The 21,588-nt window shown below is 73.2% G+C and carries 18 protein-coding genes; 6 read left to right on the forward strand and 12 right to left on the reverse strand.

Features of this window, described 5'->3' with window-relative positions; all coding sequences use genetic code 11:
- Positions 1-139 precede the first annotated feature (139 nt).
- The 4 genes from ald to pyrG all read right to left on the reverse strand — a co-directional run bounded on the left by ald (position 140) and on the right by pyrG (position 6,094).
- Positions 140-1,255, reverse strand: a complete 1,116-nt coding sequence (gene ald, locus JS521_RS18690) for an alanine dehydrogenase (protein WP_205084131.1) — start codon at positions 1,253-1,255, stop codon at positions 140-142.
- 144 nt (positions 1,256-1,399) lie between these two features.
- Positions 1,400-3,532, reverse strand: coding sequence for an ATP-binding protein (locus JS521_RS18695; protein WP_205084115.1), 2,133 nt, complete (start codon positions 3,530-3,532; stop codon positions 1,400-1,402).
- A 180-nt stretch (positions 3,533-3,712) separates the two neighbouring features.
- Positions 3,713-4,339: an NUDIX domain-containing protein gene (locus JS521_RS18700; RefSeq protein ID WP_205084116.1), complete on the reverse strand. Its 627-nt coding sequence runs from the start codon at positions 4,337-4,339 to the stop codon at positions 3,713-3,715.
- Between the two features lie 87 nt (positions 4,340-4,426).
- Positions 4,427-6,094, reverse strand: coding sequence for a CTP synthase (pyrG, locus tag JS521_RS18705; RefSeq protein ID WP_205084117.1), 1,668 nt, complete (start codon positions 6,092-6,094; stop codon positions 4,427-4,429).
- 442 nt (positions 6,095-6,536) lie between these two features.
- Between pyrG and JS521_RS18710 the strand changes: the two genes are divergently transcribed.
- Positions 6,537-8,339: a glycoside hydrolase family 15 protein gene (locus tag JS521_RS18710; protein WP_205084132.1), complete on the forward strand. Its 1,803-nt coding sequence runs from the start codon at positions 6,537-6,539 to the stop codon at positions 8,337-8,339.
- Between the two features lie 91 nt (positions 8,340-8,430).
- Positions 8,431-9,021: a GNAT family N-acetyltransferase gene (locus tag JS521_RS18715; protein WP_205084118.1), complete on the forward strand. Its 591-nt coding sequence runs from the start codon at positions 8,431-8,433 to the stop codon at positions 9,019-9,021.
- Positions 9,022-9,064: 43 nt separating this feature from the next.
- Here the strand turns inward: JS521_RS18715 and JS521_RS18720 are convergent, their stop codons facing one another.
- The gene (locus tag JS521_RS18720; protein ID WP_205084119.1) at positions 9,065-9,871 is read right to left on the reverse strand and encodes an aminotransferase class IV family protein; all 807 of its coding nucleotides are present in this window, start codon (positions 9,869-9,871) and stop codon (positions 9,065-9,067) included.
- 58 nt (positions 9,872-9,929) lie between these two features.
- Here JS521_RS18720 and JS521_RS18725 point away from each other — a divergent pair, with 58 nt between their 5' ends.
- Positions 9,930-10,274, forward strand: a complete 345-nt coding sequence (locus tag JS521_RS18725; RefSeq protein ID WP_205084133.1) for a MerR family transcriptional regulator — start codon at positions 9,930-9,932, stop codon at positions 10,272-10,274.
- Between the two features lie 257 nt (positions 10,275-10,531).
- Positions 10,532-12,157, forward strand: coding sequence for a PucR family transcriptional regulator (locus JS521_RS18730; protein WP_205084120.1), 1,626 nt, complete (start codon positions 10,532-10,534; stop codon positions 12,155-12,157).
- 24 nt (positions 12,158-12,181) lie between these two features.
- On the opposite strand, the gene JS521_RS18735 is transcribed toward JS521_RS18730, so the two are convergent.
- From JS521_RS18735 to JS521_RS18755, 5 genes are all read right to left on the reverse strand, one after another.
- Positions 12,182-13,285, reverse strand: coding sequence for a glycosyltransferase family 4 protein (locus JS521_RS18735; protein ID WP_205084121.1), 1,104 nt, complete (start codon positions 13,283-13,285; stop codon positions 12,182-12,184).
- A gap of 284 nt (positions 13,286-13,569) precedes the next feature.
- Positions 13,570-15,315 carry a DNA repair protein RecN gene (gene recN / locus JS521_RS18740; RefSeq protein WP_205084122.1) on the reverse strand — a complete coding sequence of 582 codons (1,746 nt, stop codon included), beginning with the start codon at positions 15,313-15,315 and terminating at the stop codon, positions 13,570-13,572.
- Positions 15,316-15,420: 105 nt separating this feature from the next.
- On the reverse strand, positions 15,421-16,326 hold the full coding sequence (locus JS521_RS18745; protein WP_205084134.1) for an NAD kinase: 906 nt from the start codon (positions 16,324-16,326) through the stop codon (positions 15,421-15,423).
- Positions 16,327-16,334: 8 nt separating this feature from the next.
- On the reverse strand, positions 16,335-17,150 hold the full coding sequence (locus JS521_RS18750) for a TlyA family RNA methyltransferase (protein WP_205084123.1): 816 nt from the start codon (positions 17,148-17,150) through the stop codon (positions 16,335-16,337).
- Between the two features lie 7 nt (positions 17,151-17,157).
- On the reverse strand, positions 17,158-17,571 hold the full coding sequence (locus JS521_RS18755; RefSeq protein ID WP_205084124.1) for a hypothetical protein: 414 nt from the start codon (positions 17,569-17,571) through the stop codon (positions 17,158-17,160).
- A 42-nt stretch (positions 17,572-17,613) separates the two neighbouring features.
- Between JS521_RS18755 and JS521_RS18760 the strand changes: the two genes are divergently transcribed.
- Positions 17,614-17,961: an SCP2 sterol-binding domain-containing protein gene (locus JS521_RS18760; RefSeq protein WP_205084125.1), complete on the forward strand. Its 348-nt coding sequence runs from the start codon at positions 17,614-17,616 to the stop codon at positions 17,959-17,961.
- Between the two features lie 117 nt (positions 17,962-18,078).
- Here JS521_RS18760 and JS521_RS18765 read toward each other — a convergent pair whose 3' ends face one another.
- Together JS521_RS18765 and JS521_RS18770 are read right to left on the reverse strand one after the other, a co-directional pair.
- Positions 18,079-18,879: an ABC transporter ATP-binding protein gene (locus JS521_RS18765; RefSeq protein ID WP_205084135.1), complete on the reverse strand. Its 801-nt coding sequence runs from the start codon at positions 18,877-18,879 to the stop codon at positions 18,079-18,081.
- Positions 18,880-19,057: 178 nt separating this feature from the next.
- Positions 19,058-20,089 carry an HAD-IIA family hydrolase gene (locus tag JS521_RS18770; RefSeq protein WP_205084126.1) on the reverse strand — a complete coding sequence of 344 codons (1,032 nt, stop codon included), beginning with the start codon at positions 20,087-20,089 and terminating at the stop codon, positions 19,058-19,060.
- A 72-nt stretch (positions 20,090-20,161) separates the two neighbouring features.
- Between JS521_RS18770 and JS521_RS18775 the strand changes: the two genes are divergently transcribed.
- Positions 20,162-21,442: a DUF1015 family protein gene (locus JS521_RS18775; RefSeq protein WP_205084127.1), complete on the forward strand. Its 1,281-nt coding sequence runs from the start codon at positions 20,162-20,164 to the stop codon at positions 21,440-21,442.
- Positions 21,443-21,588 lie beyond the last annotated feature (146 nt).

Below are 21,588 nucleotides of genomic sequence, written 5' to 3' on the forward strand. Positions count from 1 at the left end.
CCCGCCGCCACAACCGGGTAAAGGGGTCCGGTGGGGCCCTTTTGGGCATTGGCCCCCCGGGGCCCCTAACCCCGCCGGCCCGCCCGTGGCGCGCAAGGGGCGGCCCGGAGTCCCGATGTTGACGAAGTCGGTTGACCCGTCAGCCGAGGAGCGTGCTCAGCTCGACGTGCGGGAGACCGTGCGCCTCGGCCACCTCGCGGTAAACCACCTGGCCCTCATGGGTGTTGAGGCCCTTGGCCAGCGCGGCGTCGCGGCGCAGGGCGTCCGCCCAGCCGCGGTTGGCGAGCTCCACGATGTAGGGAAGCGTCGCGTTGGTGAGCGCGTAGGTGGAGGTGTTCGGGACCGCGCCGGGCATGTTGGCGACGCAGTAGAAGACCGAGTCGTGGACCTGGAAGGTCGGCTCGGCGTGGGTCGTCGGACGCGAGTCCTCGAAGCAGCCACCCTGATCGATTGCAATGTCGACAAGTACACTTCCGGGCTTCATCTTGGCGACGAGCTCGTTGGTGACCAGCTTCGGGGCCTTGGCTCCGGGGATCAGGACCGCGCCGACGACGAGGTCGGCCTCGACGACGGCCTTCTCCAGCTCGAAGGCGTTGGAGACGACGGTCTGCACCTTGGTGCCGAAGATCTTGTCGGCCTCGCGGAGCTTGTTGATGTCGCGGTCGAGCAGCGTGACGTGGAAGCCGAGACCCACGGCGATCTGGGTGGCGTTCCAGCCGGAGACGCCGCCGCCGATGACGACGGCCTTGCCCGCGTGGGTGCCGGGGACGCCGCCGGGCAGCACGCCGCGGCCGCCGACCGAGCGCATCAGGTGGTACGCGCCGACCTGCGGGGCGAGGCGGCCCGCGACCTCGGACATCGGGGCGAGCAGCGGGAGCGCGCGGTTCGCGGTCTCGACCGTCTCGTAGGCGATGGCGGTGGTGCCGGAGGCCAGCAGCGCGTCGGTGCACTCGCGGGAGGCGGCGAGGTGCAGGTAGGTGAAGAGCGTCTGGTCCTTGCGGAGGCGGTGGTACTCCTCGGCGACCGGCTCCTTGACCTTCAGCAGCAGGTCGGCGGCGGCCCAGACCTCGTCGGCGGTGGCCAGGATCTGCGCACCGGCGGCGACGTACTCCGCGTCCGGGATGGACGAGCCGACGCCGGCGTCGTGCTCGATGACGACCTGGTGGCCGTGGCGGACGAGCTCATGCACTCCGGCGGGGGTGATCGCCACCCGGAACTCGTTGTTCTTGACTTCGCGGGGGATGCCGACGTTCACGTCGATCACGGTCCTTGGCTCGGAGGGTTCATCCGGGCACAACGGTGCACACCCGGACATATACAGCATAAATGGAGACGCCACGGAGGAACGCGGCAGAGCCAGTCTAATGAAGGACTTCGCGCTGTCTAGCCTTACAAAGCATTAACTTTCTGTCGAAGCACTACGGATTTCGTAGGCTGAGGCCTCCTCGCCCAGCAATCTGTCGGCTGCGGTCCGGTGCAGCCGGGCCGCCGCGGGATCCCCGAGCCGGTCCAGCGTGTCCGCCAGCCGCAGCTCCAGCGCGGCCTGAAGCCGCACGTCACCGGCGCGCCGGGCCAGCTCGACCGCCTCCCGGCAGGTCTGCAGCGAGTCGTGCGGCCGGCCCGCGTACTCCTGGACCCGGGCGCTCTCGCGCCCCCCCCGCGCCTGGGCCGGTACGTCACCGAGCCTGCGGTGGCCCGCGGCGGCGGCGCGCCAGTTCCGCAGCGCCTCGCCGTAGCGACCGGCGTACGTGTGGACCGCCGCGAGCCGCCCGTACAGCCGGGCCTCGTCCACCCGCTCCCCCTGGGTCAGGCGCTGGGAGAGCGCCCGGCCGTACCAGTCGGCGGCCCGGTGGTAGTCCCCCAGCTCCTCGTACGCGCCGCCGACGGATTCCATCGCGCGGCCGGTGGCGTACAGGTCCTTCGCGGCCTTTCCGGCGTCCAGCGCGGCCCGGTAGCGGGTCAGCGCCTCCCGGGTGCGGCCGGTGCGGGCGTCCAGGTCGGCGAGGTTCAGCAGGGCGGCCGCCTGTTCGCGGGGCAGCTCGCGGCGGATCGCCACGTCCAGGACGAGGCCGTGCAGCCCGTACAGCTCGGGGGCGGCCTCCTCCGTCCCCCGGTGCGCGGCCAGGGCCCGGACCAGGGCCGCGACCAGGCGTCGCGCCAGGGTGTCCAGCTCGCCGTCGGCCACGGCGAGGCGGGCCGAGGCCAGCAGGGCGGGCTGGCGGACCCGCAGCCAGGCGCCCGCCTCCTCGGCGTTCGGGAAGCGCAGCGAGCGGGGCAGTCCGGCGAGCCTGCCGCGGGCGGTGGACCCCTCCGGCTCGGTGATCGCGCGGCAGGCCTGGAGCCGGCGCACGGTCCGCTCCAGCATCCGGGCGCGGGCGAGCTGGATCTCGGCCGGGCGGTCCCGGTCCTCCAGGAGGTCCCGCAGCAGCGGGGCGAGGCAGCCGGGCACCGCGTACTGGGGATGGGCCGCGCCGTCCGTCCTCAGCAGCCCGAGCTTCACGAAGTCGTCGAGGGTGGAGCGGGCGGCGGAGACCGAGCAGCCGGCCAGCGCGGAGGCCGTGTGGGAGTCGGCGAGTCCGGCGGGGGCGAGGGCCAGCAGGCGCAGTATCCGGGCGGCGGCCTGCGGCAGGGAGTCGTGGACGAGCCGGAACGCGCGGGCCAGCGGGCGGGCCCCGGTGGGCTGCTGCTCGCCGGAGTCGGGCAGCTCGTGCAGTTGCCCCGCCACGTCCGCGACCGAGGCCATGGGGTGGGCGGCGAGCAGGCCGCCCATCAGCGCGAGTGCGGCGGGCTGCCCCCCGCACTCCTCGGCCAGCCGCTCCGCGGTGCGGGGGTCGACGGTGACGCGGACCTGTCCGATGGCACGGGCGAGCAGCCGTACCGCCGCGCCCGCCTCCAGTCCGCCCAGCGTGCAGGGCCGTACGTCGGGGATGCCGGTGAGCGGTCCGGTCGCGGTGGCGAGGACGAGGCAGTCCGGGTTCTCCGGGAGCAGCGGGTCGACCTGTTCGGCGTCGGCCGCGTCGTCGAGGACCAGGACGAGCCGGCGCACCGCGAGGGCCTCGCGGACCATCTCGGACAGCTCGTCCTGGTCGGCGCCGGGCGGGACCGGCAGCCCGAGGAGGCCGAGGATCTCGCCGGCGGTGCGTTCGGTGGGGACGCTCTCGCCGCCGGGGTCGGTGAGGCCGACCCGGAGCACCCCGTCCGGGTAGTCGCCGGAGCCCGTACCGGCGACGGCCCAGGGCAGGGCGCCCGTGGCCCGCGCGGCGGCCCCGGCGGCGTCGGTTCCGGTGAGCGCCCCGGCCAGCTCCTCGGCGAGCGCGCTGCGGCCGGAGCCGGGGCGGCCGGCGATGAGCAGGACCCGGGCGCGGGGGGCCTTGCGGCCGGCCAGGGTGTCCAGGCCGGCGCGCTCGATGTCCGCCCGCAGGTCCTTCAACTCCCGTTCGCGGCCGAAGAATCGGGGCGGGGCGGCGCCGGACGACTCCTCGGCCCCCGGGGCCTTGGCCGGGCCGCTGGTGTCCACCGCCTGATCGGTCACGAGCCACGCTCCACTTCGCTGCACGCGGTGCCCGCCGGAACTCCGGTCGGGTGCGTTTCGAGCGTAGTTCAGCTGTGGGGACGATCACGGCCGAGCGAGGCGGAGGACAGGGGAACATCCCCCGATCGGATCAGCATCTCGTATGACTGATCAGGGGCGGGGTGGGCACCAAACGGGCTGTCAGGCCTCGAACGGCCGGGCCGGCCAGGGCGCTTCGGCGGGACGCAGCGAGTCGAGACCGTCGCCCGCACGGACGGCGGTGAGCGCGAGCACCCCGACGACCAGGCAGTTGTTGTGCAGGTCCCCGGCGATGACCGAGCGGACCAGCTCGTCCAGCGGCACCCGGGCCTGCTCCATGTCGGCCTCCTCCTCCGCGACCGCGTACCGCTCGCCCTCCGCCTCGGAGAGATCGCGGGCCAGGAAGATGCGTACGGCCTCGTCGCAGCCGCCGGGCGTGGTGTAGACGTCGGTCAGCACCCGCCAGTCCTCGGCCTTGACGTGCGCCTCCTCGTACAGCTCGCGCTGGGCGGCGTGCAGGGGGTTCTCGCCGGGGATGTCGAGCAGTCCGGCCGGGATCTCCCAGAGCCGGTGGCGTACCGGGTGGCGGTACTGGCGCAGCACGAGGACCCGGTCCTCGTCGTCGATCGCGAGGACGGCGACGGAGCCCGGGTGGACCTGGTAGTCACGGCCGTGGACGGAGCCGTCGGGCATCACCACCTGGTCGGTGCGGACGCTGGTCTTGTTGCCGGTGAAGGGCGTCACCGTCGCGGTGACCTGCCACTCCTCGGGCGTGTCCTGGATACCCATGTGCCTACGTCCTCCCACGAACCAAAAGGAAACCGGGGCACCGATCCGTTGCGGATCCGTACCCCGGTCAACCGTAATGCCTCGGTGTTACGCGTCCGTGCCCTCGGCGGCGGCGACCTGGCGCGCGACGGCGGCCTTCACCAGACCCGCGAAGAGCGGGTGCGGGCGGGTCGGGCGCGAGCGCAGCTCCGGGTGCGCCTGGGTGGCGACCAGGTAGGGGTGCACCTCGCGCGGGTACTCGACGTACTCGACGAGCTTGTTGTCCGGGGAGGTGCCGGAGAAGACCAGTCCGGCCTTCTTCTCCAGCTCACCGCGGTAGGCGTTGTTGACCTCGTAGCGGTGGCGGTGGCGCTCCTCGACATACGGCTCGCCCGCGTACGCCTCGCGCACCAGGGAGCCCTCGGCGAGCTTGGCCGGGTAGAGGCCGAGCCGCATGGTGCCGCCGAGGTCGCCGGCGCCCTCGACGTAGGCGAGCTGCTCCTCCATGGTCGAGATGACCGGGTGGGAGGTGGCGGCGTCGAACTCGGTGGAGTTGGCGTCGGGGATCTCGGCCAGCGAGCGGGCCGCCTCGATCACGATGCACTGGAGGCCGAGGCAGAGGCCCAGCAGCGGGACCTTGTTCTCGCGGGCGTAGCGGATCGCGCCGACCTTGCCGTCGACACCGCGCTCGCCGAAGCCGCCCGGGATGCAGATCGCGTCCACGTCACCGAGGTGCTCGGCCGCTCCGGCGGCGGTGCGGCAGTCGTCGGAGGTGACCCACTTGACCTTGACCCGGGCCTTGTTGGCGAAGCCGCCGGCGCGGATCGCCTCGGTGACCGAGAGGTAGGCGTCGGGCAGGTCGATGTACTTGCCGACCAGGGCGACGGTGACCTCGTGGTCGGGGTTGTGGACCCGGTCCAGCAGGTCGTCCCAGGTGGTCCAGTCGACGTCGCGGAACGGCAGGTCGAGCTTGCGCACGACGTAGGCGTCCAGGCCCTCGGTGTGCAGCACCTTGGGGATGTCGTAGATCGACTTGGCGTCGATGGCGGCGACCACGGCGGCCTCGTCGACGTCGCACATCAGCGAGATCTTGCGCTTGATGGCGGTGGGGACCTCGCGGTCGGCGCGCAGCACGATCGCGTCGGGCTGGATGCCGATGTTGCGCAGGGCGGCGACCGAGTGCTGGGTGGGCTTGGTCTTCAGCTCGCCGGAGGGGCCGATGTAGGGCAGCAGCGAGATGTGCACGACGAAGACGTTGTCCCGGCCGACCTCGTGGCGGACCTGGCGGACGGTCTCCAGGAACGGCAGCGACTCGATGTCGCCGACGGTGCCGCCGACCTCGGTGATGACGACGTCCACGTCGTCGGTGGCCATGCGGCGGATGCGGTGCTTGATCTCGTTGGTGATGTGCGGGATGACCTGGACGGTGTCGCCCAGGTACTCGCCGCGCCGCTCCTTGGCGATGACCTGGGAGTAGACCTGGCCGGTCGTCACGTTGGCGGAGCCGTCGAGGTCGACGTCGAGGAAGCGCTCGTAGTGGCCGATGTCCAGGTCGGTCTCGGCGCCGTCGTTGGTGACGAACACCTCACCGTGCTGGAACGGGTTCATCGTGCCGGGGTCGACGTTGAGGTAGGGGTCGAGCTTCTGCATGGTGACCCGCAGGCCCCGTGCCTTGAGCAGGGCACCCAGGCTGGAGGCAGTCAGACCCTTGCCGAGGGAGGAGGCGACACCCCCGGTGACGAAGATGTGCTTGGTCGTCGTGGATGTGGGCTGCATAGCCAAAGGGGGCTCCCGTGGTCGCGGTTCTGAGGTGCGAACGGCAGCCGAACCGGGGATTCCGGGGGTGCCGTCGCTGCGGTTCGGGGGCCTCGTCCGCTGTCAGAGACGACCACCGTCCACGGGCTACCAGGGTAACAGCGACGGCGGGAGGCTGCTTCCGGCCACACCCTGCACAGAGACGTCACACCTTCACCTCAGGCATTTCACGTCCCACCCGATCAGCTCAGAGATCTTGCGGGCACCATCGCGCGGATCTTCGTGGTGCGTCGTATCCTGCTCAAACACTCGCTGCCGAGACGGCCGGGCGGCGGCACCACCCAGGCCGCCCACCGGTACAGGAACTCGTCGGATCTTCCCGGGTGAAAGACCCTACGACCCCCTTGACCCGCAGTAAGCGCCCCTTTGACGGGGCGACATGGCCGTTCGACTGGAGACGCACGTGGCCGGGCGCATCGAGGATTACGCACTCATCGGAGACATGCAGACCGCAGCCCTGGTCTGCCGGGACGGCACAGCGGACTGGCTGTGCCTCCCTCGCTTCGACTCGCACGCCGTCTTCGCGGGGCTGCTGGGCACCGAGGAGCACGGCTTCTGGCGCCTGGGCCCCGCGAGAGCGGAAGGAACAGAACCAGCCTTCGCCGACCGGCGGCGTTATCGCGGTGACTCCCTCATCCTGGAATCGGAGTGGGACACGCCGCGCGGCACCGTACGGGTGACCGATTTCATGCCCCCGCGTGACGGCGCGCCGCAGCTCATCCGGATCGTGGAGGGCGTCAGCGGCCGGGTGCCGATGCGCTCGGAGCTGCGGATGCGTTTCAGTTACGGGCGGGTGACGCCGTGGGTGCACAAGGTCGACAACCGTACGGTCGCGGTCGCCGGGCCCGACTCGGTCTGGCTGGACACCGAAGCGGAAACGTACGGCCAGAATCTGACCACGTACTCCGACTTCACGGTGGGCCCCGGCGACCGGGTGGCCTTCACGATCAGCTGGCAGCCCTCGCACCACGAGCCGCCCGCCCTCCCCGAACCGGAGAACTCGCTGGAGGCGACGGAGAGCTTCTGGCGCGAATGGGTCGAGCAGTGCACGTACCACGGGCCCTACCGGGAGGCGGTCGTCCGCTCCCTGATCACGCTCAAGGCCCTCACGTACGCGCCCACCGGCGGCATCGTCGCGGCCCCGACCACCTCGCTGCCCGAGGAGATCGGAGGCGTACGGAACTGGGACTACCGCTACACCTGGCTGCGCGACGCCGCGATCACCCTCTCCTCCCTGCTGCGCACCGGCTACCGGGAAGAGGCCCGGGCGTGGCGTGAGTGGCTGCTGCGGGCGGTGGCGGGCGACCCGGAGAACCTCCAGATCATGTACGGCATCGCCGGCGAGCGCGAGCTCGGTGAGGCGGAGCTGGACTGGCTGCCCGGCTACGAGAACTCCGGCCCGGTCCGCGTGGGCAACGGCGCGGCCAACCAGCTCCAGCTCGACGTCTACGGCGAGGTCACCGAGGCCCTGCACCTGGCGCACATGACGGGTCTGACCCGCAACGACTACGCCATGGGCCTCCAGCTCAAGCTGATCGAGTATCTGGAGAAGCACTGGGAGGAGCCCGACGAGGGCATCTGGGAGGTGCGCGGGCCGCGCCGCCACTTCGTGCACTCGAAGGTGATGGCGTGGGTCGCGGTCGACCGGACGATCAAGCTGGTCGAGTCCGGTGACGTCGAAGGCCCGCTGGAACGGTGGTACGAGCTCCGCGACGACATCCACCGGGACGTCCTGGAGCGCGGCTACGACAAGGAGCGCAACACCTTCACCCAGTCCTACGGGTCGAAGGAGCTGGACGCCTCCCTGCTGCTCATTCCGCAGATGGGCTTCCTGCCGCCGGACGACAAGCGGGTCATCGGCACGATCGAGGCGATCCAGCGGGAGCTGTCCACGGAGGACGGCTTCATCCTGCGCTATCCGACCGAGGGCGAGGACGCGGGCGTCGACGGTCTGGCGGGCGACGAGGGCGCGTTCCTGGCCTGCTCGTTCTGGATGGCGGACGACCTCGCGATGATCGGCCGGGTCGACGAGGCGCGCCAGCTGTTCGAGAAGCTGCTGGCGCTCCGCAACGACCTCGGCCTGCTGGCCGAGGAGTGGGACTCCAACCTGCAGCGCCAGGTGGGCAACTTCCCGCAGGCGTTCAGCCACGTCCCGCTGATCGACACGGCCCTGCGGCTGACGGCGAGCGGCGCGTACGTGGGCTGAGCCGGCGCGGAGTCACGGACCCCGCATCCCGTCCACCGGACAGGGGTGCGGGGTCCGGTCGCGTTCGGGGCCGGCCGGTAGGGTGCCGCTCATGGACCCGGCCCCGACCAGCGGTGCGACCGCCGGCGACGCGACCGCCGACCTCGTCGTCCTCGACGCCCGGCAGCTGGCCGCCGATCCGGGGCGGGCGGCCGCGTTCGCGGCGTCGGCCCGGCGGATCCTGGCGGATCTGGTCGCCGGGGGCGCCGCGCTGGGCTGGGTCGAACCGCCTTCGCAGGACGAGGTGGCCGGACTCCTCGCCCGCGTCGCCTCCGAGGCGCGGGCCTCGGACGCCTCCCTGCGCGCCGCGTACCTCGGCCGTCGCCTGGTCGGACTCGGCTACTGGCGCCGCTACGCCCGGCCGACGCACCGTCCGCACGCCGATCTGGAGAAGCTCGCGGTGGACTCCGCCGTCCAGGGCCGCGGCGTGGGCCATGTGCTGACCGCGGCTCTGATCGCCGACGCCGAGGAGGCGGGCGTCGAGGTCCTCACCCTGGACGCCCGCGGCGACAACACCGGCGCGCTGAGCCTCTACCGGTCGCTCGGCTTCAGCGAGTACGGCCGCCTGCCCGACTTCGTAGCCGTTGGCGAGCGCCGCTACGACAAGGTGTTCCAGATGCTGGACCTGCGCCGGCGGCGCTGAGCGGGGCACGGCCGCGCGGGAGCTCATGGCGCGGTGAGGGGGCTCATGGCGCGGTGAGCGGTTCCGCCTCGTGCGCCCGGTGGAGCACCTGGAGGAACGGGGGCGCTGCGGGCAGTTCGGTGGAGCCGATGCGGTGGACGGGGATGCCCGGGTTCCAGGAGTTCATGACGACCGCGCCGGCGAGGGCGGGCAGGTCGTCGGGGGTGATCGCCGCGGTCCGCTGCTTCACTCCGAGCCGGTCCAGCTGCCGGCGGACGACGCCCATCATGGTGCCGGTCAGGACGTGGGCCTCGGGCCACACCACCGCCTCGCCGTCCCAGAAGGCCAGGTTCCAGATGGTCGCCTCGCTGAAGCGGCCCGCGCGGTCCAGGAAGGCGGCGTCGTCGAAGCCGTCCGCGACGGCCTGCCGCAGGAGGTGGGTCTTGGCGACCTCGCCGACGTGCTTGACGTGCGGCAGGTACCGCTCGTGCTCGACCGCGGCGAGTGCCAGCGGGCCGCCGGGGCCGGTGGACGGCGGCCCGGTCCGCACGAGGAGTGCCAGGTCGCCCTCGGCCGCGGTGAACTCGCCGGCCGTGGAGAGGACCGTGGCCGTCAGCGAGAGGTCGGCCGGTCCGTCCCGGAGTGCGGTACGCAGGTGGGAGCGGACCAGGTCATCGGGCAGGGCCCGGCCGAACAGCTCGACCGAGGCGGACCGCAGCCGCTCCAGGTGGAGGTCGAGGCCGCGGGCCCGGCCGTCGCGGATCTGTGTCGCCGTGAAGTGGGCGTGGCCCGCGAAGGCGAGCGGCACGAGGTCGTCGGAGGCCGCCGGGCGGCCGTTCAGGTGCGTGATGTGCGGGGAAACTTCGTTCATGGTCCGGACGTTAAGGCTTGACACCGGTGACAAGGTCAAGCGGAGGGGCGGGGCAGGCATGCTGATCGGGGAGTTGTCCCGGCGCACGGGCGTCAGCGCGCGGTCGTTGCGGTACTACGAGGCGCAGGGTCTGCTGGAGGCCCGGCGCGGGACGAACGGCTATCGCTCCTACGACGAGGACGCGGTCCTCACCGTGGCGAAGATCCGCACGCTGCTGCGGGCCGGCCTGTCCACGGAGGTGATCCGCACGGTACTGCCCTGCGCCGGGGGCGAGCAGCCGGAGTTCGACTGGTGTGCGGAGCTGCGGGAGATCCTGGACGGGGAGCTGGCGGCGATGGACGCGCAGATCGACGAGCTGCGGCGCAGCGGGGGCACGCTGGCGGGGCTGCTGACCGGGCGGTGACAGTCGGTGGGCGACCGGGGCCTTGCGGTCGATCCCGATGCTGATCCCCTGGAACGGGGCCATGCCGATGAGCTGGTGGACGCCTGGCGGGGCGGCCCGGGCACAGCCGGAGCACGCCCGGAGGACAGCCTGCCCCGGCCCGACCACCGCATCCGGGCGTCCCCTGCCATGCGCACCCCGGGCCCCGGGCGGTAGCGTCCTGAACAGGACGACCGCCCGGGGTACGGGCGTGGAACAAGGGGAAAGCGGGCCGGTACGTGGAGAGCCACAGCGGAATCACCGTGCAGCGGGCGCTGGAGCTGCCGGGGCTGCGCGCCGGGCTCCCGGAGGTGGTGGCCGGCGCCGACCGGCTGAACCGTACGGTGCGCTGGGTGCACGCGGGCGAGGTCCCGAACATCGCCTCGCTCCTCAAGGGCGGCGAGCTGCTCCTGACGACCGGCCTGGGCCTGGGCACGCGCCCCGCCGAACAGCGCGCGTTCGTCCGCCGTCTCGCCGACCGGGGCATCGCGGCCCTGGTGGTGGAGCTGGGCCCGCGCTTCGGCCGGCTGCCCGCCTCCATCGTGGACGCCGCCCGCACGGCCGGTCTTCCGCTGGTCCAGCTGCACCGCGAGGTGCCGTTCGTCGCGGTGACCGAGGAGGTGCACACCGAGATCGTCAACGGGCACTACGCGCTGCTCCAGCAGGCGGAGGAGGTGCACCGGCGCGCCACCCGGGCGCTGCTCGACGGGGGCGGGGTGCCGCAGGTCCTCGGGATCCTTGCCGACTTCACCGCCAACCCGGTCTTCCTGGAGACCCCCGACGGCCAGCTCCTGTACGCGGCGTCCACCGGCACAGGACCGGTGGGCGCGGACCCGCTCCAGGTCTGGGAGGGCATGCGCGGGGACCGGGCGGCCCGGGAGTCCCCGCCGACCGGTGCGCTCCTCGTGGACGTCCCCGGCGGCGGGCCCGAGACCGGTTCGGTACGGGCGCGGCTGGTGCTGCTCGCGGTGGCCGGGCCGCTGGCGACCGTGCACCGGATGGCGGCGGAGCGTGCGGCGGGCCTCCTGGCGGTCGTGCTGATGCAGGCCCGGCAGGAGGAGGAGCTGGCCGCCCGGGGCCGGGGCGACTTCCTGACCGACCTGGCGGAGGGCCGGATCGCCCCGGAGGACGCACCCGCCCAGGCCCGGGTGCTCGGCTTCCGCCCCGGCGACACCCCGCTCCTGCCGGTGGTGATGCGACTGGCCCCCGAGCTGTCCCCGTCGGGCAACTGGGCGCTGCTGGCCCGCGCGGTGCTGGAGGAGCTGGCCTCGGTCGGCGTGCCGGTGCTGCTCGGCGTACGGCCGGTGGAGGGGCGGGTTCCGCTGTTGCTGGGGCTGCGGTCGGAGGGCGAGCGCACGGCGGTCGCGGACCGGGTGGCGGCGGCGCTGCGGGCGGGTGTGGAGCGGGCCGGTCTCGACCGGGCCGGATCGCAGCACCCGGTGGTCGTGGTCGGCGTCGCGGGCGGCTGGGCGGCGGCGGGCGCGGGGGTGCGGCACGCGTCGGAGACGGCGACGGCCGCGCAGGGCCTGGATGGCCGGCCCTGGTACGACGCCCGGCGACTCGACATCGACCTGCTGCTGTGGCGGCTGCGGGACCATCCGGACCTGGCGGCGTTCGTGAACCGGGCGATCGGCCCGCTGCGCGAACACGACCGCACCTCGCGCCCGCCGTTGCTGCCGACGCTCCAGGCGTATCTGGCGCACGCCGGCCGCAAGGCGGAGACCGCCCGCGAGCTGCACCTCAACCGCCAGACCCTTTACAACCGGCTGGCCCGGATCGGCGAGCTGCTGGGCACGGACCTGGACGACCCGCAGACGGTGCTGGCGCTGAGCCTGGCGCTACGGGCCCGCCGCCACACGACCTGACCCGGCGGGCGGGGGCACGAAGGCTCAGCGCGCCCGTCCCGTCGCCAGCGGCTGCGCCAACTCGTCGTAGACGCTGAGCACATGGGCGATCGTGTCGTCCTCGGTGGGCCAGCCCGCCGCCTGCACCCGCCCGGCCTCGGCGAGCCGGGCCAGGGCCGCCGGATCCCCGAGCAGCCGCACGACCGTACGGGCGAGGGCTTCGGCGTTGCCGTACGGCACCAGCTCGGCGGCCGCGCCGACCAGTTCGGGCACACCGCCGACCGCGGTGGCGACGAGCGGCACCCCGGCCCGCAGGGCCTCCTGCGCCAGCAGGGAGCGCCCCTCCCAGCGGCTCGGCAGCAGGGCCAGATCAGCGGCGGCGAGCAACTCCCCCACACCGTCCCGGCGTCCGATGAGGCTCACGGGCAACTCCTCGTCCCTGATCCGCCGTTGCAGCGCGCCCCGGTCGCGCCCCTCCCCCGCGACGACGAGCAGCGGCACGGGGTCCAGCCGCCGCCAGATGCGGGCGGCGTCCAGCAGGGTGTCGAAGCCGTGATGCGGTACGAGGCTGCCGACGGCCATCAGCAACGGCCGGTCCACCGCTCCCAGTTCCGCCCGCACCTTGCCCTCGTCGGCGGCGCCGGCCGGACCCGGGACCGGGCCCGGGGCGGCGACGGGAGCGAGCCGGGCGTCGCGGGCGCCCCGCTCGCGGGCCCGGTCCACCAGGTCGGAGGAAGGGGCGAGGACGACGGCAGCCGCCCTTGCGGCACGCCTCTCCAGCAGGTGCAGGATCTGGCGGCGGGCCCCCTCCGCGTACCGCCGCGTGTGCCAGGTCATCACCAGCGGCACGGCGCGTCCGCTCAGCGCGAGGGCGGTCCGGGCCGCCGCGTGAAGTCCATGGGCGTGAACGACGTCCGCGCCCGCGCAGGCGGCCCGCAAAGCGGCGACGGCGGCCGGGTCGCTGCGCCGGGGCACCGGCAGGAAACGGGCCCCGGTCGCCGTGAAGTCGTAGGCGCGGTCCACCGCGGACGGGGCGCAGACGGTGACCTGCACCCCCCGCGCCACCAGCCCGGCGGCCAGCGAACCGACGTGCGCGCTGCTGCCCGCACTGCCGCCGCCCAGGACTTGGACCGTACGCAGCTGTGACACGTTGATTGGCTCCCCGGGGCTCCGGAGTCGGCGGAACATGGACAGGGCCAAGGATGCCAGCCCGTACGCACGTTCCGGCACCGCCGTAACGTTGCTGCAGCACCCACGGCGACAACCGACCACACCGCCGCACCCTCAAGGGTGAATGATGGGGCAGCAGGTTGCCGTCATCCGGGGGAGGCGGGCACGGGATCCGGGGCGGCGGACACGTGCGGAGGAATCCCCGCCCGCGCCCGCACGACCGCACCGGGGGCGCCTCGCCGGACGGCACCGCGCCCCGGACCTCACCCGTCGGCGCGGGCCGTGGCCAACAGCTCCTCGGCGTGGGCGCGGGCCGTCTCGGAGTCCTCCTGGCCCGCCAGCATCCGGGACAGCTCCCGGACCCGGTCCTCGCCCTCCAGGACGGTGACGCCGCTTCGGGTCACCGAACCGTCCACGGTCTTCTCGACCAGCAACTGCCGGTCGGCGAAGGCCGCGACCTGCGGCAGGTGGGTCACGACGACCACCTGCGCGGACCTGGCGAGCTTGGCGAGCCGGCGGCCGACCTCGACCGCCGCCTTGCCGCCGACGCCCGCGTCGACCTCGTCGAAGAGATACGTCGGCACGGGGTCGGAGCCCGCGAAGACGACCTCGACCGCGAGCATCACCCGGGACAGCTCACCGCCCGACGCGCCCTTGGCGATCGGCCGGGGCTGGGCCCCGGGGTGCGGGGCGAGCAGCAGCTCCACCTCGTCGGCGCCCGAAGGGCCGTAGACGACGCTCCGCCCGCCGATGTCGATGCCGGACGCCTCGTCCGCCGCCTCGGTCTGCCGGATGGCGAAGGAGACCCGGGCGTGCGGCATGGCGAGCGAGGCCAGCTCCTCGGTCACCGCATCGGCGAACCGGGCGGCGGCCTCCGTACGGGCATCGGTCAAGGCCTGCCCCAGCACGGAGAGTTCGGCCCGCAACCCGTCGCGCTCGGCGGTCAGCTCGCCGATCCGCTCGTCGTCGCCCTCGAGCTCGGTGAGCCGGCCGGCGCCCTCCTGGGCCCAGGCCAGCACGGCCGCGATGTTCTCGCCGTACTTACGGGTCAGGGTGGTGAGGGCCGCCCGGCGCTCCTCCACGGCGGCCAGCCGCAGCGGATCGGCGTCGAGCTGATCGGCGTACCCGGCCAGCTCGCCGGAGACGTCGGCGAGCAGGATGGAGATCTCCCCCACCCGGTCCGCCAGCGCGGCCAGCGCGGGATCGTGGGCCCGGACCCCGTCCAGGGCCTGCCCGGCGGCGGCTACGACGGTCGTGGCGTCGACGCTCTCCGGGTCCTCCGGGTTGCCCGCCAGCGCGGTGTGCGCGAGGGCGGCGGCGGAGGCGAGGGCCTCGGCGTGCCCGAGCCGCTCCGCCTCGGCGGCCAGCTCGACGTCCTCCCCCGGCAACGGCTCGACGGCGGCGACCTCGTTCAGCCCGAAGCGCAGCAGATCCGCCTCCTGGGCCCGCTCCCGGGCCCGGGTGGTCAGCTCCTCCAGCTCGGCCGCGACGGCGCGCAGCCGCCGGTAGGCCGCCGCGTACTTCGCGTGCGGGACCTCCACCCCGTCCCCGGCGTACCGGTCCAGGGCACCCCGCTGCCGGGCGGGCTTGAGCAGGCCCTGCTGGTCGGTCTGGCCGTGCACGGCGACGAGTTCGTCCGCCAGCTCGGTCAGGACCCCCACCGGCACGGATCTGCCGCCGAGGTGGGCCCGTGAGCGCCCTTCGGCCGAAACGGTACGGCTGATGAGCAGCGCACCGTCGTCGAGTTCCGCCCCGGCCTCCTCGGCCCGCAGCGCCGCCGCGTCGCCCTCGGACACGGTGATCCGGCCCTCGACGACCGCGGCCTTGGCCCCGACCCGTACGAGAGCGGGGTCAGCGCGTCCGCCGAGCAGCAGCCCGAGGCTCGTGACGACCATGGTCTTGCCCGCGCCGGTCTCACCCGTCACCGCGGTGAAACCGGGTGACAGCTCCACCACCGCGTCGTCGATGACTCCGAGCGACCGTATCCGCATCTCCTCCAACACGGACATGACCTTACGAGGTTCGGAGGCGGACGCGCGACGGCCCCCGCTCCCGGATTCACTCTCCCGAGGATTCCTGAAGGTTACGGGGGCCACGAGCGCTCCCTGTGACCGTCAGTGCGGCAGGCCCCGCCACCCCGAAACCGGCAGCGCGAACTTCGCCACCAGCCGGTCGGTGAACGAGGCCTGGTGCAGCCGCGCCAGCCGTACGGGCACCGCCCCGCGCCGCACCTCGACCCGGGCGCCGGCGGGCAGCTCCACGGTCCGCCTGCCGTCGCACCACAGCACCCCGTGCGGGGTGTGCGGCTGGACCTCGACGGCGAGCACGGACGTGGGCGAGGTCACCAGCGGCTTGGCGAACAGGGCGTGGGCGCTGATCGGGACCATCAGCAGCGCCTCGACCTCGGGCCAGACGACGGGCCCGCCCGCCGAGAAGGCGTACGCCGTCGAACCGGTCGGGGTCGCGCAGACGATCCCGTCGCAGCCGAACCCGGTGACGGGACGCCCGTCGATCTCCAGGACGACTTCGAGCATCCGCTCGGGCGACACCTTCTGCACGGCCGCCTCGTTGAGCGCCCAGTCGGTGTGCACGACGTCGCCGTTGCTGTGCACGAGGACGTCGATCGTCATGCGCTCCTCGACCTCGTAGTCGCGGGTGACGACCCGGGAGACCACCTTGTCGAGGTCGTCGCGCTCGGCCTCGGCGAGGAAGCCGACGCGTCCGAGGTTGACGCCGAGCATCGGTACCCCGGAGGCGCGGGAGAACTCCGCGCCGCGCAGCAGGGTGCCGTCACCGCCGAGGACGATCAGCAGCTCGCAGCCGTCGACGGCGGAGGGGCTGGTGTCGGTGACGGTCTCCACGGCGTCCGGCAGCGGCAGATCGGCCGCCTCGGCGGCCGAGACGCGTACGCCGAGCCCGTTGCGCAGCAGCCCCTGCACGACGAGCTCCGCGCTGCGGATCGCGGCCGGGCGGCCGGTGTGCGCCAGCAGGAAGACAGTTCGTGCCGTCTCGGTCGTCACATTCGTCGTCAACGGGGCCCCTCCGCCACTGCACGGTCGACATCCGCGGGATCCAGCTCAGGTGCGCCGGCCCGCAGCCACAGAAAGTACTCGACGTTGCCCGAAGGCCCGGGCAGCGGACTGGCCGTCACGGCGCGCACACCGAGCCCGAGCGCCCAGGCCCGCCGCGCCACCTCCCGTACCGCTTCGGCGCGCAGCTCCGGGCTCCGCACCACTCCGCCGCTGCCGAGCCGCTCCTTGCCCACCTCGAACTGCGGCTTGACCATGAGGACCAGGTCCGCGTCGGGCGCGGCGCAGCGGGCGAGGGCGGGCAGCACGAGGCCCAGCGGAATGAAGGACAGGTCACCCACCACCAGGTCGACCGCCTCCCCGTCGATGGCCTCCAAGGTCAACTCCCGCACGTTGGTACGGTCCTTGACGACGACCCGTTCATCGGACTGCAACGACCAGGCGAGCTGCCCGTAACCGACGTCCACGGCGACGACCTGCCGGGCCCCGGCCCGCAGCAGAACATCGGTGAACCCGCCGGTGGAGGCCCCGGCGTCCAGCGCCCGCCGCCCCTCCACCGTCAGCCCCAGCGGGACGAAGGCGGCGAGCGCCCCGGCCAGCTTGTGACCGCCGCGCGAGACGTAGTCCGGGTCGTCGTCGTCCTGGGTGACGACGATCGCGGCGGCCGTCTCGACCTGGGTGGCGGGTTTGGTCGCGGTGGTGCGGCCTACGGTGACGCGCCCCGCGGCGATCAGCTGGCTCGCGTGCTCGCGCGAGCGGGCGAGCTTGCGGCGTACCAGCTCGGCGTCGAGGCGGCGACGTGCCACTCCTGCCACGTTCGGTTCAGCTCCTGTTGTCGTGACGCGTGTCGGGACGCGTGTCCTGCGTGCGGTGCGTGTCCTGCGTGTCCTGCGTGCGGTGCGAAGGCGTGGGTACGGGACCGGGTGCGGCGGCCGGACGGGCGTCCAGCAAGGTCAGCTCGGACCGCAGCCCACGGTGTACATCCTCGTACACCTCGATGTGCCCGTCCGCCGGGAGGTGGTCGACGTCGGCCAGACGCTCCAGCCGGCCGTCCACAGCGGCGTGCCCGGTGGGGGTACGTACGACCCCGAGGGGCGCGGGCCCGGCGGGATCGAAAGAGACCGCCCCGGCGGCCGGATCGCCGGTCTCCGGCACGGCGGTCGCCGGCACGGCGGTCGCCGGCTCTTCGGGCGTGCTCACGGGCGGTGTCCCCGCCTCCGGCGTCCAGTCGCTCATGCCGAAACGCTACATCGGCAGGCCGGTGTACCGTCGAGCACGATGGCGACCATGGCGGAGTGCCGCAGCGCACTCGACAGACTTTCCGACAACCTCGCAGCCGCCGAGGGCGACGTGCGCAGCACCGCTGCCCTCGACCGCTCGCTGAGCTGTCACATCAAGGACCTCGACATCACGTTCACCGGCCGGCTGGCCGATGGCCGGATCCGGGTGGCAGACACGGTCGAGGGACCGCCCAGGGAGAAGGCCGAGATCAGGCTCGCGATGACGAGCGACGACCTGGTGGCCCTGGTGGACGGCGACCTGAACTTCGCGAAGGCGTGGGCATCGGGCCGCGTACGCCTGGAGGCAGGCTTCAGGGACCTGCTGAAGCTGAGATCGTTGCTGTAGAAACCAAGCCCGTCCGCCCGCACATCAAGGACGTACGGCAACCAAAATCAAGCCCGTCCGGCGATTGAGGACAAAGCGCCCACCGGGGCGCACCCCGGCACCGGACGCACCGAGCCCTCAGGCAGCAACCTTCCGAGCCTTACGTGCCGCAGGCACGACGAGCGGCGTCCCCGTCTCCGGATCGTCGATCACCTGGCACCGCATCCCGAACACCCGCTCCACCAGCTCCGCGTCGACGACGTCGGAGGGCGCCCCCTCCGCGACGATCGCCCCGTCCCGCATCGCGATGAGATGCGTGGCGTACCGCGCGGCATGGTTCAGGTCGTGGAGCACGGCGACCAGCGTGCGCCCCTGCGTCTCGTGCAGCTCCGCGCACAGGTCGAGGACGTCGATCTGGTGCTGGATGTCGAGGTACGTCGTCGGCTCGTCGAGCAGCAGCAGCGGCGTCTGCTGGGCCAGCGCCATGGCGATCCAGACCCGCTGGCGCTGACCGCCGGACAGCTCGTCGACATAGCGGTCGGCCAGCTCGGCCACCCCGGTGGACTCCATGGACTCGTTCACCACCCGCTCGTCCTCCGGCGACCACTGCCGCAGCAAACCCTGGTGGGGGTAGCGGCCGCGGGCGACGAGGTCGGCGACGGTGATCCCGTCGGGGGCTATGGAGGACTGCGGCAGCAGCCCCAGCGTCCGGGCGACCTTCTTCGCCGGCAGCTGGTGGATGGTCTGCCCGTCCAGCAGCACCTGGCCCCGGCTCGGCTTCAGCATCCGGGCCAGTGCCCGCAGCAGGGTCGACTTTCCGCAGGCGTTGGGCCCGACGATCACCGTGAAGGAGTTGTCGGGGATCTCGACCGAGAGGTTCTCGGTGATGACCCGCTGGTCGTAGCCGAGGGTCACCGATTCTGCGGTGAGGCGCTGCATGGTCGTACTCCCGGAGTCGGTGAGGTGGAGCGGCACGGCGCGGGGCACGGGCAGACCACCGAGCAGCACCAAGTTAGGTTAACCTATCTTCCTCTTTGTGCCACGGTCCCGGCCACCGCCCCACGCCCCCAACACCCTCATGGGCAGGGGGCATCGGACGGCGGTGCCGGGCATCCGTTCAGAGCCCGAGCCCGGCGACAGCCTTCCCGCTCTCCAGCCCGCACACGCCCGGACCGGCGAAGGCCCAGGCGGCCGCGCAGAGCGCCCGCAGCCCGTCGAGCGGATCGCCTTCCCCTTCCAGGACCAACGCGTCCGCGCGCACAGCAGCCGTCCAGCCCCCACACCGGTACGCGTCCCCGGCCGACGTCACCTCGGGCTGCCCGGTGAGCAGCCCCCGCAGGTCCCGGTCCACATAGGTCGGCCGGTGCTCCGGCGGGGCGGCGAGGAGCTGGGCCGCGTCGGTCACCCCGGTCAGCACGAGCAGCGAGTCCACGCCCCCGTTGAACGCCCCCTCGATGTCCGTGTCCAGCCGGTCGCCGACGACGATCGGCCGCTTCGCCCCGGTCCTCAGCACGGTCTCGCGGTGCATCGGCGGCAGCGGCTTCCCCGCCACCTGCGGCTCGGCCCCGGTGGCGATCCGGACGACCTCGACCGCGGCCCCGTTGCCGGGGGCGATGCCCCGGGCGCTCGGGATGGTCAGGTCGGTGTTGGACGCGAACCACGGCAGCCCGCGTCGAATGGCGAAACTCGCCTCGGCGAACCGCCCCCACGCCATGTCCGGCCCGCCGTACCCCTGGACCACGGCGGCCGGGTCGTCGTCCGCCGACTCCACCGGCTCAAGCCCGCGCTCGCGCAGCGCGACCCGCAGCCCCTCGCCGCCGATGGCCAGCACCCGCGCCCCGGGCGGCAGTTGGTCGGCCACCAACCGCGCGACGGCCTGGGCGGAGGTGATCACATCGGAGGGTTCGGCGGGCACACCCAGCTCCGTCAGATGCTCCGCCACCGCGTCGGGCGTCCGCAGGGCGTTGTTGGTGACGTACGCGAGGTGCATGCCCCCGGCCCGGGCGGCGGCCAGCGACTCGACGGCGTGGACGATGGCCTCCCCGCCCGCGTACACGACCCCGTCCAGATCGAGGAGAGCCGTGTCGTACGCCTCGCTCAGCGCCGTGCTGCTCCCCGCCGGCCGGACCCTGTCCTGCTGGTGGCTCATATGACTCGCTCCTCTTTGCTCTGCATCTGCCCCGATCATCGCGTATGCCCCCTGCACACATACGATGCCCTGATGAACACTTCAGGTCCCGTCGACCAGGGGCTGCGGCTGATCCCGTTCCGCGGACTGCGTTACGTCCCCGAGCGGGTCGGCAGCCTTGCGGCCGTGACCTCGCCCCCGTACGACGTGGTCGTCCGGCCGGACGGGCTGCACCACCTGGAGTCCGCGGATCCGCACAACATCGTGCGCCTCATCCTCCCCCAGGCCGACACGGCCCGGGACCGCCACCGGCAGGCGGCCGCCACACTGGACCGCTGGCTGGCCGAGGGAGTACTCGCCCCGGACCCGGACCCGGTGCTGTACGTCTACGAGCAGCGCAACGACGAGATCGCCCAGCGGGGCGTGATCGGCGCCCTGGCCCTCTCCCCCGCCGCCGAGGGCATCGTGCTGCCCCACGAGGACGTCATGGACGACGTCGTCGCGGACCGCGCGGAGTTGATGCGTACGACGGGTGCGCATCTGGAGCCGCTGCTGCTGACCTACCGCGGCGACGAGGGTACGCCGACGGGGGCGGCCGCGGTGATCGACCGCACGGTCCTGCGGGAGCCGCTGCTCGCCACGACGACGGAGGACGGCTTCCGGCACCGGCTGTGGGCGGTGACGGACGCATCGGAACGGCGCGAGATCGGGACAGACCTCGCCCACCGTCAAGCGCTCATCGCGGACGGCCACCACCGCTGGGCCACCTACCTCCGGCTCCAGCAGGAACAGACCACTCGGGGCCCCTGGGACTACGGCCTGGTCCTCCTCGTCGACACGGCCCGCCACCCGCTCCAGGTCCGCGCCATCCACCGCCTCCTGCGCGGCCTGCCGGTCTCCCGGGCCCTGGAGGCGCTCACCGGCCACTTCCGCGTCCAGCAGGTCGAAGGGCCGCTCCCCCGAGCGCTCGACGCCCTGGCCGAAGCGGCGGTCGCCGGCAACGCGTTCCTCCTCGCCGGCGACGGAGGCTTCCACCTGGTGGACCGCCCCGACCCGGCCCTGCTGGCCCGCACCGTCCGGTCGGACCGCCCCGACGCCTGGCGCACCCTGGACGCGACGGTCCTGCACTCCGCGCTGCTCGACGAGGTGTGGCGGATCCCCGACGCGCCCGAGTACATCGGCTACATCCACGACACCGCGGCAGCGGTCGAACAGGCGGAACGCCTCGGCGGCACGGCGGTCCTGATGCATCCCGTACGCGAGGAGGTCGTCCGGGACCTGGCCCGGCAGGGCGTCACGATGCCCCGCAAGTCGACGTCGTTCGGCCCGAAGCCGGCCACGGGCCTGGTCATGCGAAGCCTCGCCCTCGGCTGACACACTGACACGACATCCGGCACGCAACGCGAAGAGGGGGGGGGGGGGGGGGGGGGGGGGGGGCGCCCGCGGGGGGGGCGGGGGGGGGGGGGGGCCCGGGGGGGGGGGGGGGGGGGGGGGGGGGCGGGCGGGGGCCCGGAGGGGGG

The sequence above is a fragment of the Streptomyces durocortorensis genome (assembly GCF_016901035.1).
Lineage (GTDB): Bacteria > Actinomycetota > Actinomycetes > Streptomycetales > Streptomycetaceae > Streptomyces > Streptomyces durocortorensis.

What these genes read in the sequence shown, in the direction of transcription:
- JS521_RS18700 (WP_205084116.1), bottom strand. Translation starts at nt 4,339, where the DNA reads ATGGGTATCCAGGACACGCCCGAGGAGTGGCAGGTCACCGCGACGGTG.
- pyrG (WP_205084117.1), bottom strand. Translation starts at nt 6,094, where the DNA reads ATGCAGCCCACATCCACGACGACCAAGCACATCTTCGTCACCGGGGGT.
- JS521_RS18715 (WP_205084118.1), top strand. Translation starts at nt 8,431, where the DNA reads ATGGACCCGGCCCCGACCAGCGGTGCGACCGCCGGCGACGCGACCGCC.
- JS521_RS18720 (WP_205084119.1), bottom strand. Translation starts at nt 9,871, where the DNA reads ATGAACGAAGTTTCCCCGCACATCACGCACCTGAACGGCCGCCCGGCG.
- JS521_RS18725 (WP_205084133.1), top strand. Translation starts at nt 9,930, where the DNA reads ATGCTGATCGGGGAGTTGTCCCGGCGCACGGGCGTCAGCGCGCGGTCG.
- recN (WP_205084122.1), bottom strand. Translation starts at nt 15,315, where the DNA reads ATGTCCGTGTTGGAGGAGATGCGGATACGGTCGCTCGGAGTCATCGAC.
- JS521_RS18755 (WP_205084124.1), bottom strand. Translation starts at nt 17,571, where the DNA reads ATGAGCGACTGGACGCCGGAGGCGGGGACACCGCCCGTGAGCACGCCC.
- JS521_RS18760 (WP_205084125.1), top strand. Translation starts at nt 17,614, where the DNA reads ATGGCGACCATGGCGGAGTGCCGCAGCGCACTCGACAGACTTTCCGAC.
- JS521_RS18765 (WP_205084135.1), bottom strand. Translation starts at nt 18,879, where the DNA reads ATGCAGCGCCTCACCGCAGAATCGGTGACCCTCGGCTACGACCAGCGG.
- JS521_RS18770 (WP_205084126.1), bottom strand. Translation starts at nt 20,089, where the DNA reads ATGAGCCACCAGCAGGACAGGGTCCGGCCGGCGGGGAGCAGCACGGCG.
- JS521_RS18775 (WP_205084127.1), top strand. Translation starts at nt 20,162, where the DNA reads ATGAACACTTCAGGTCCCGTCGACCAGGGGCTGCGGCTGATCCCGTTC.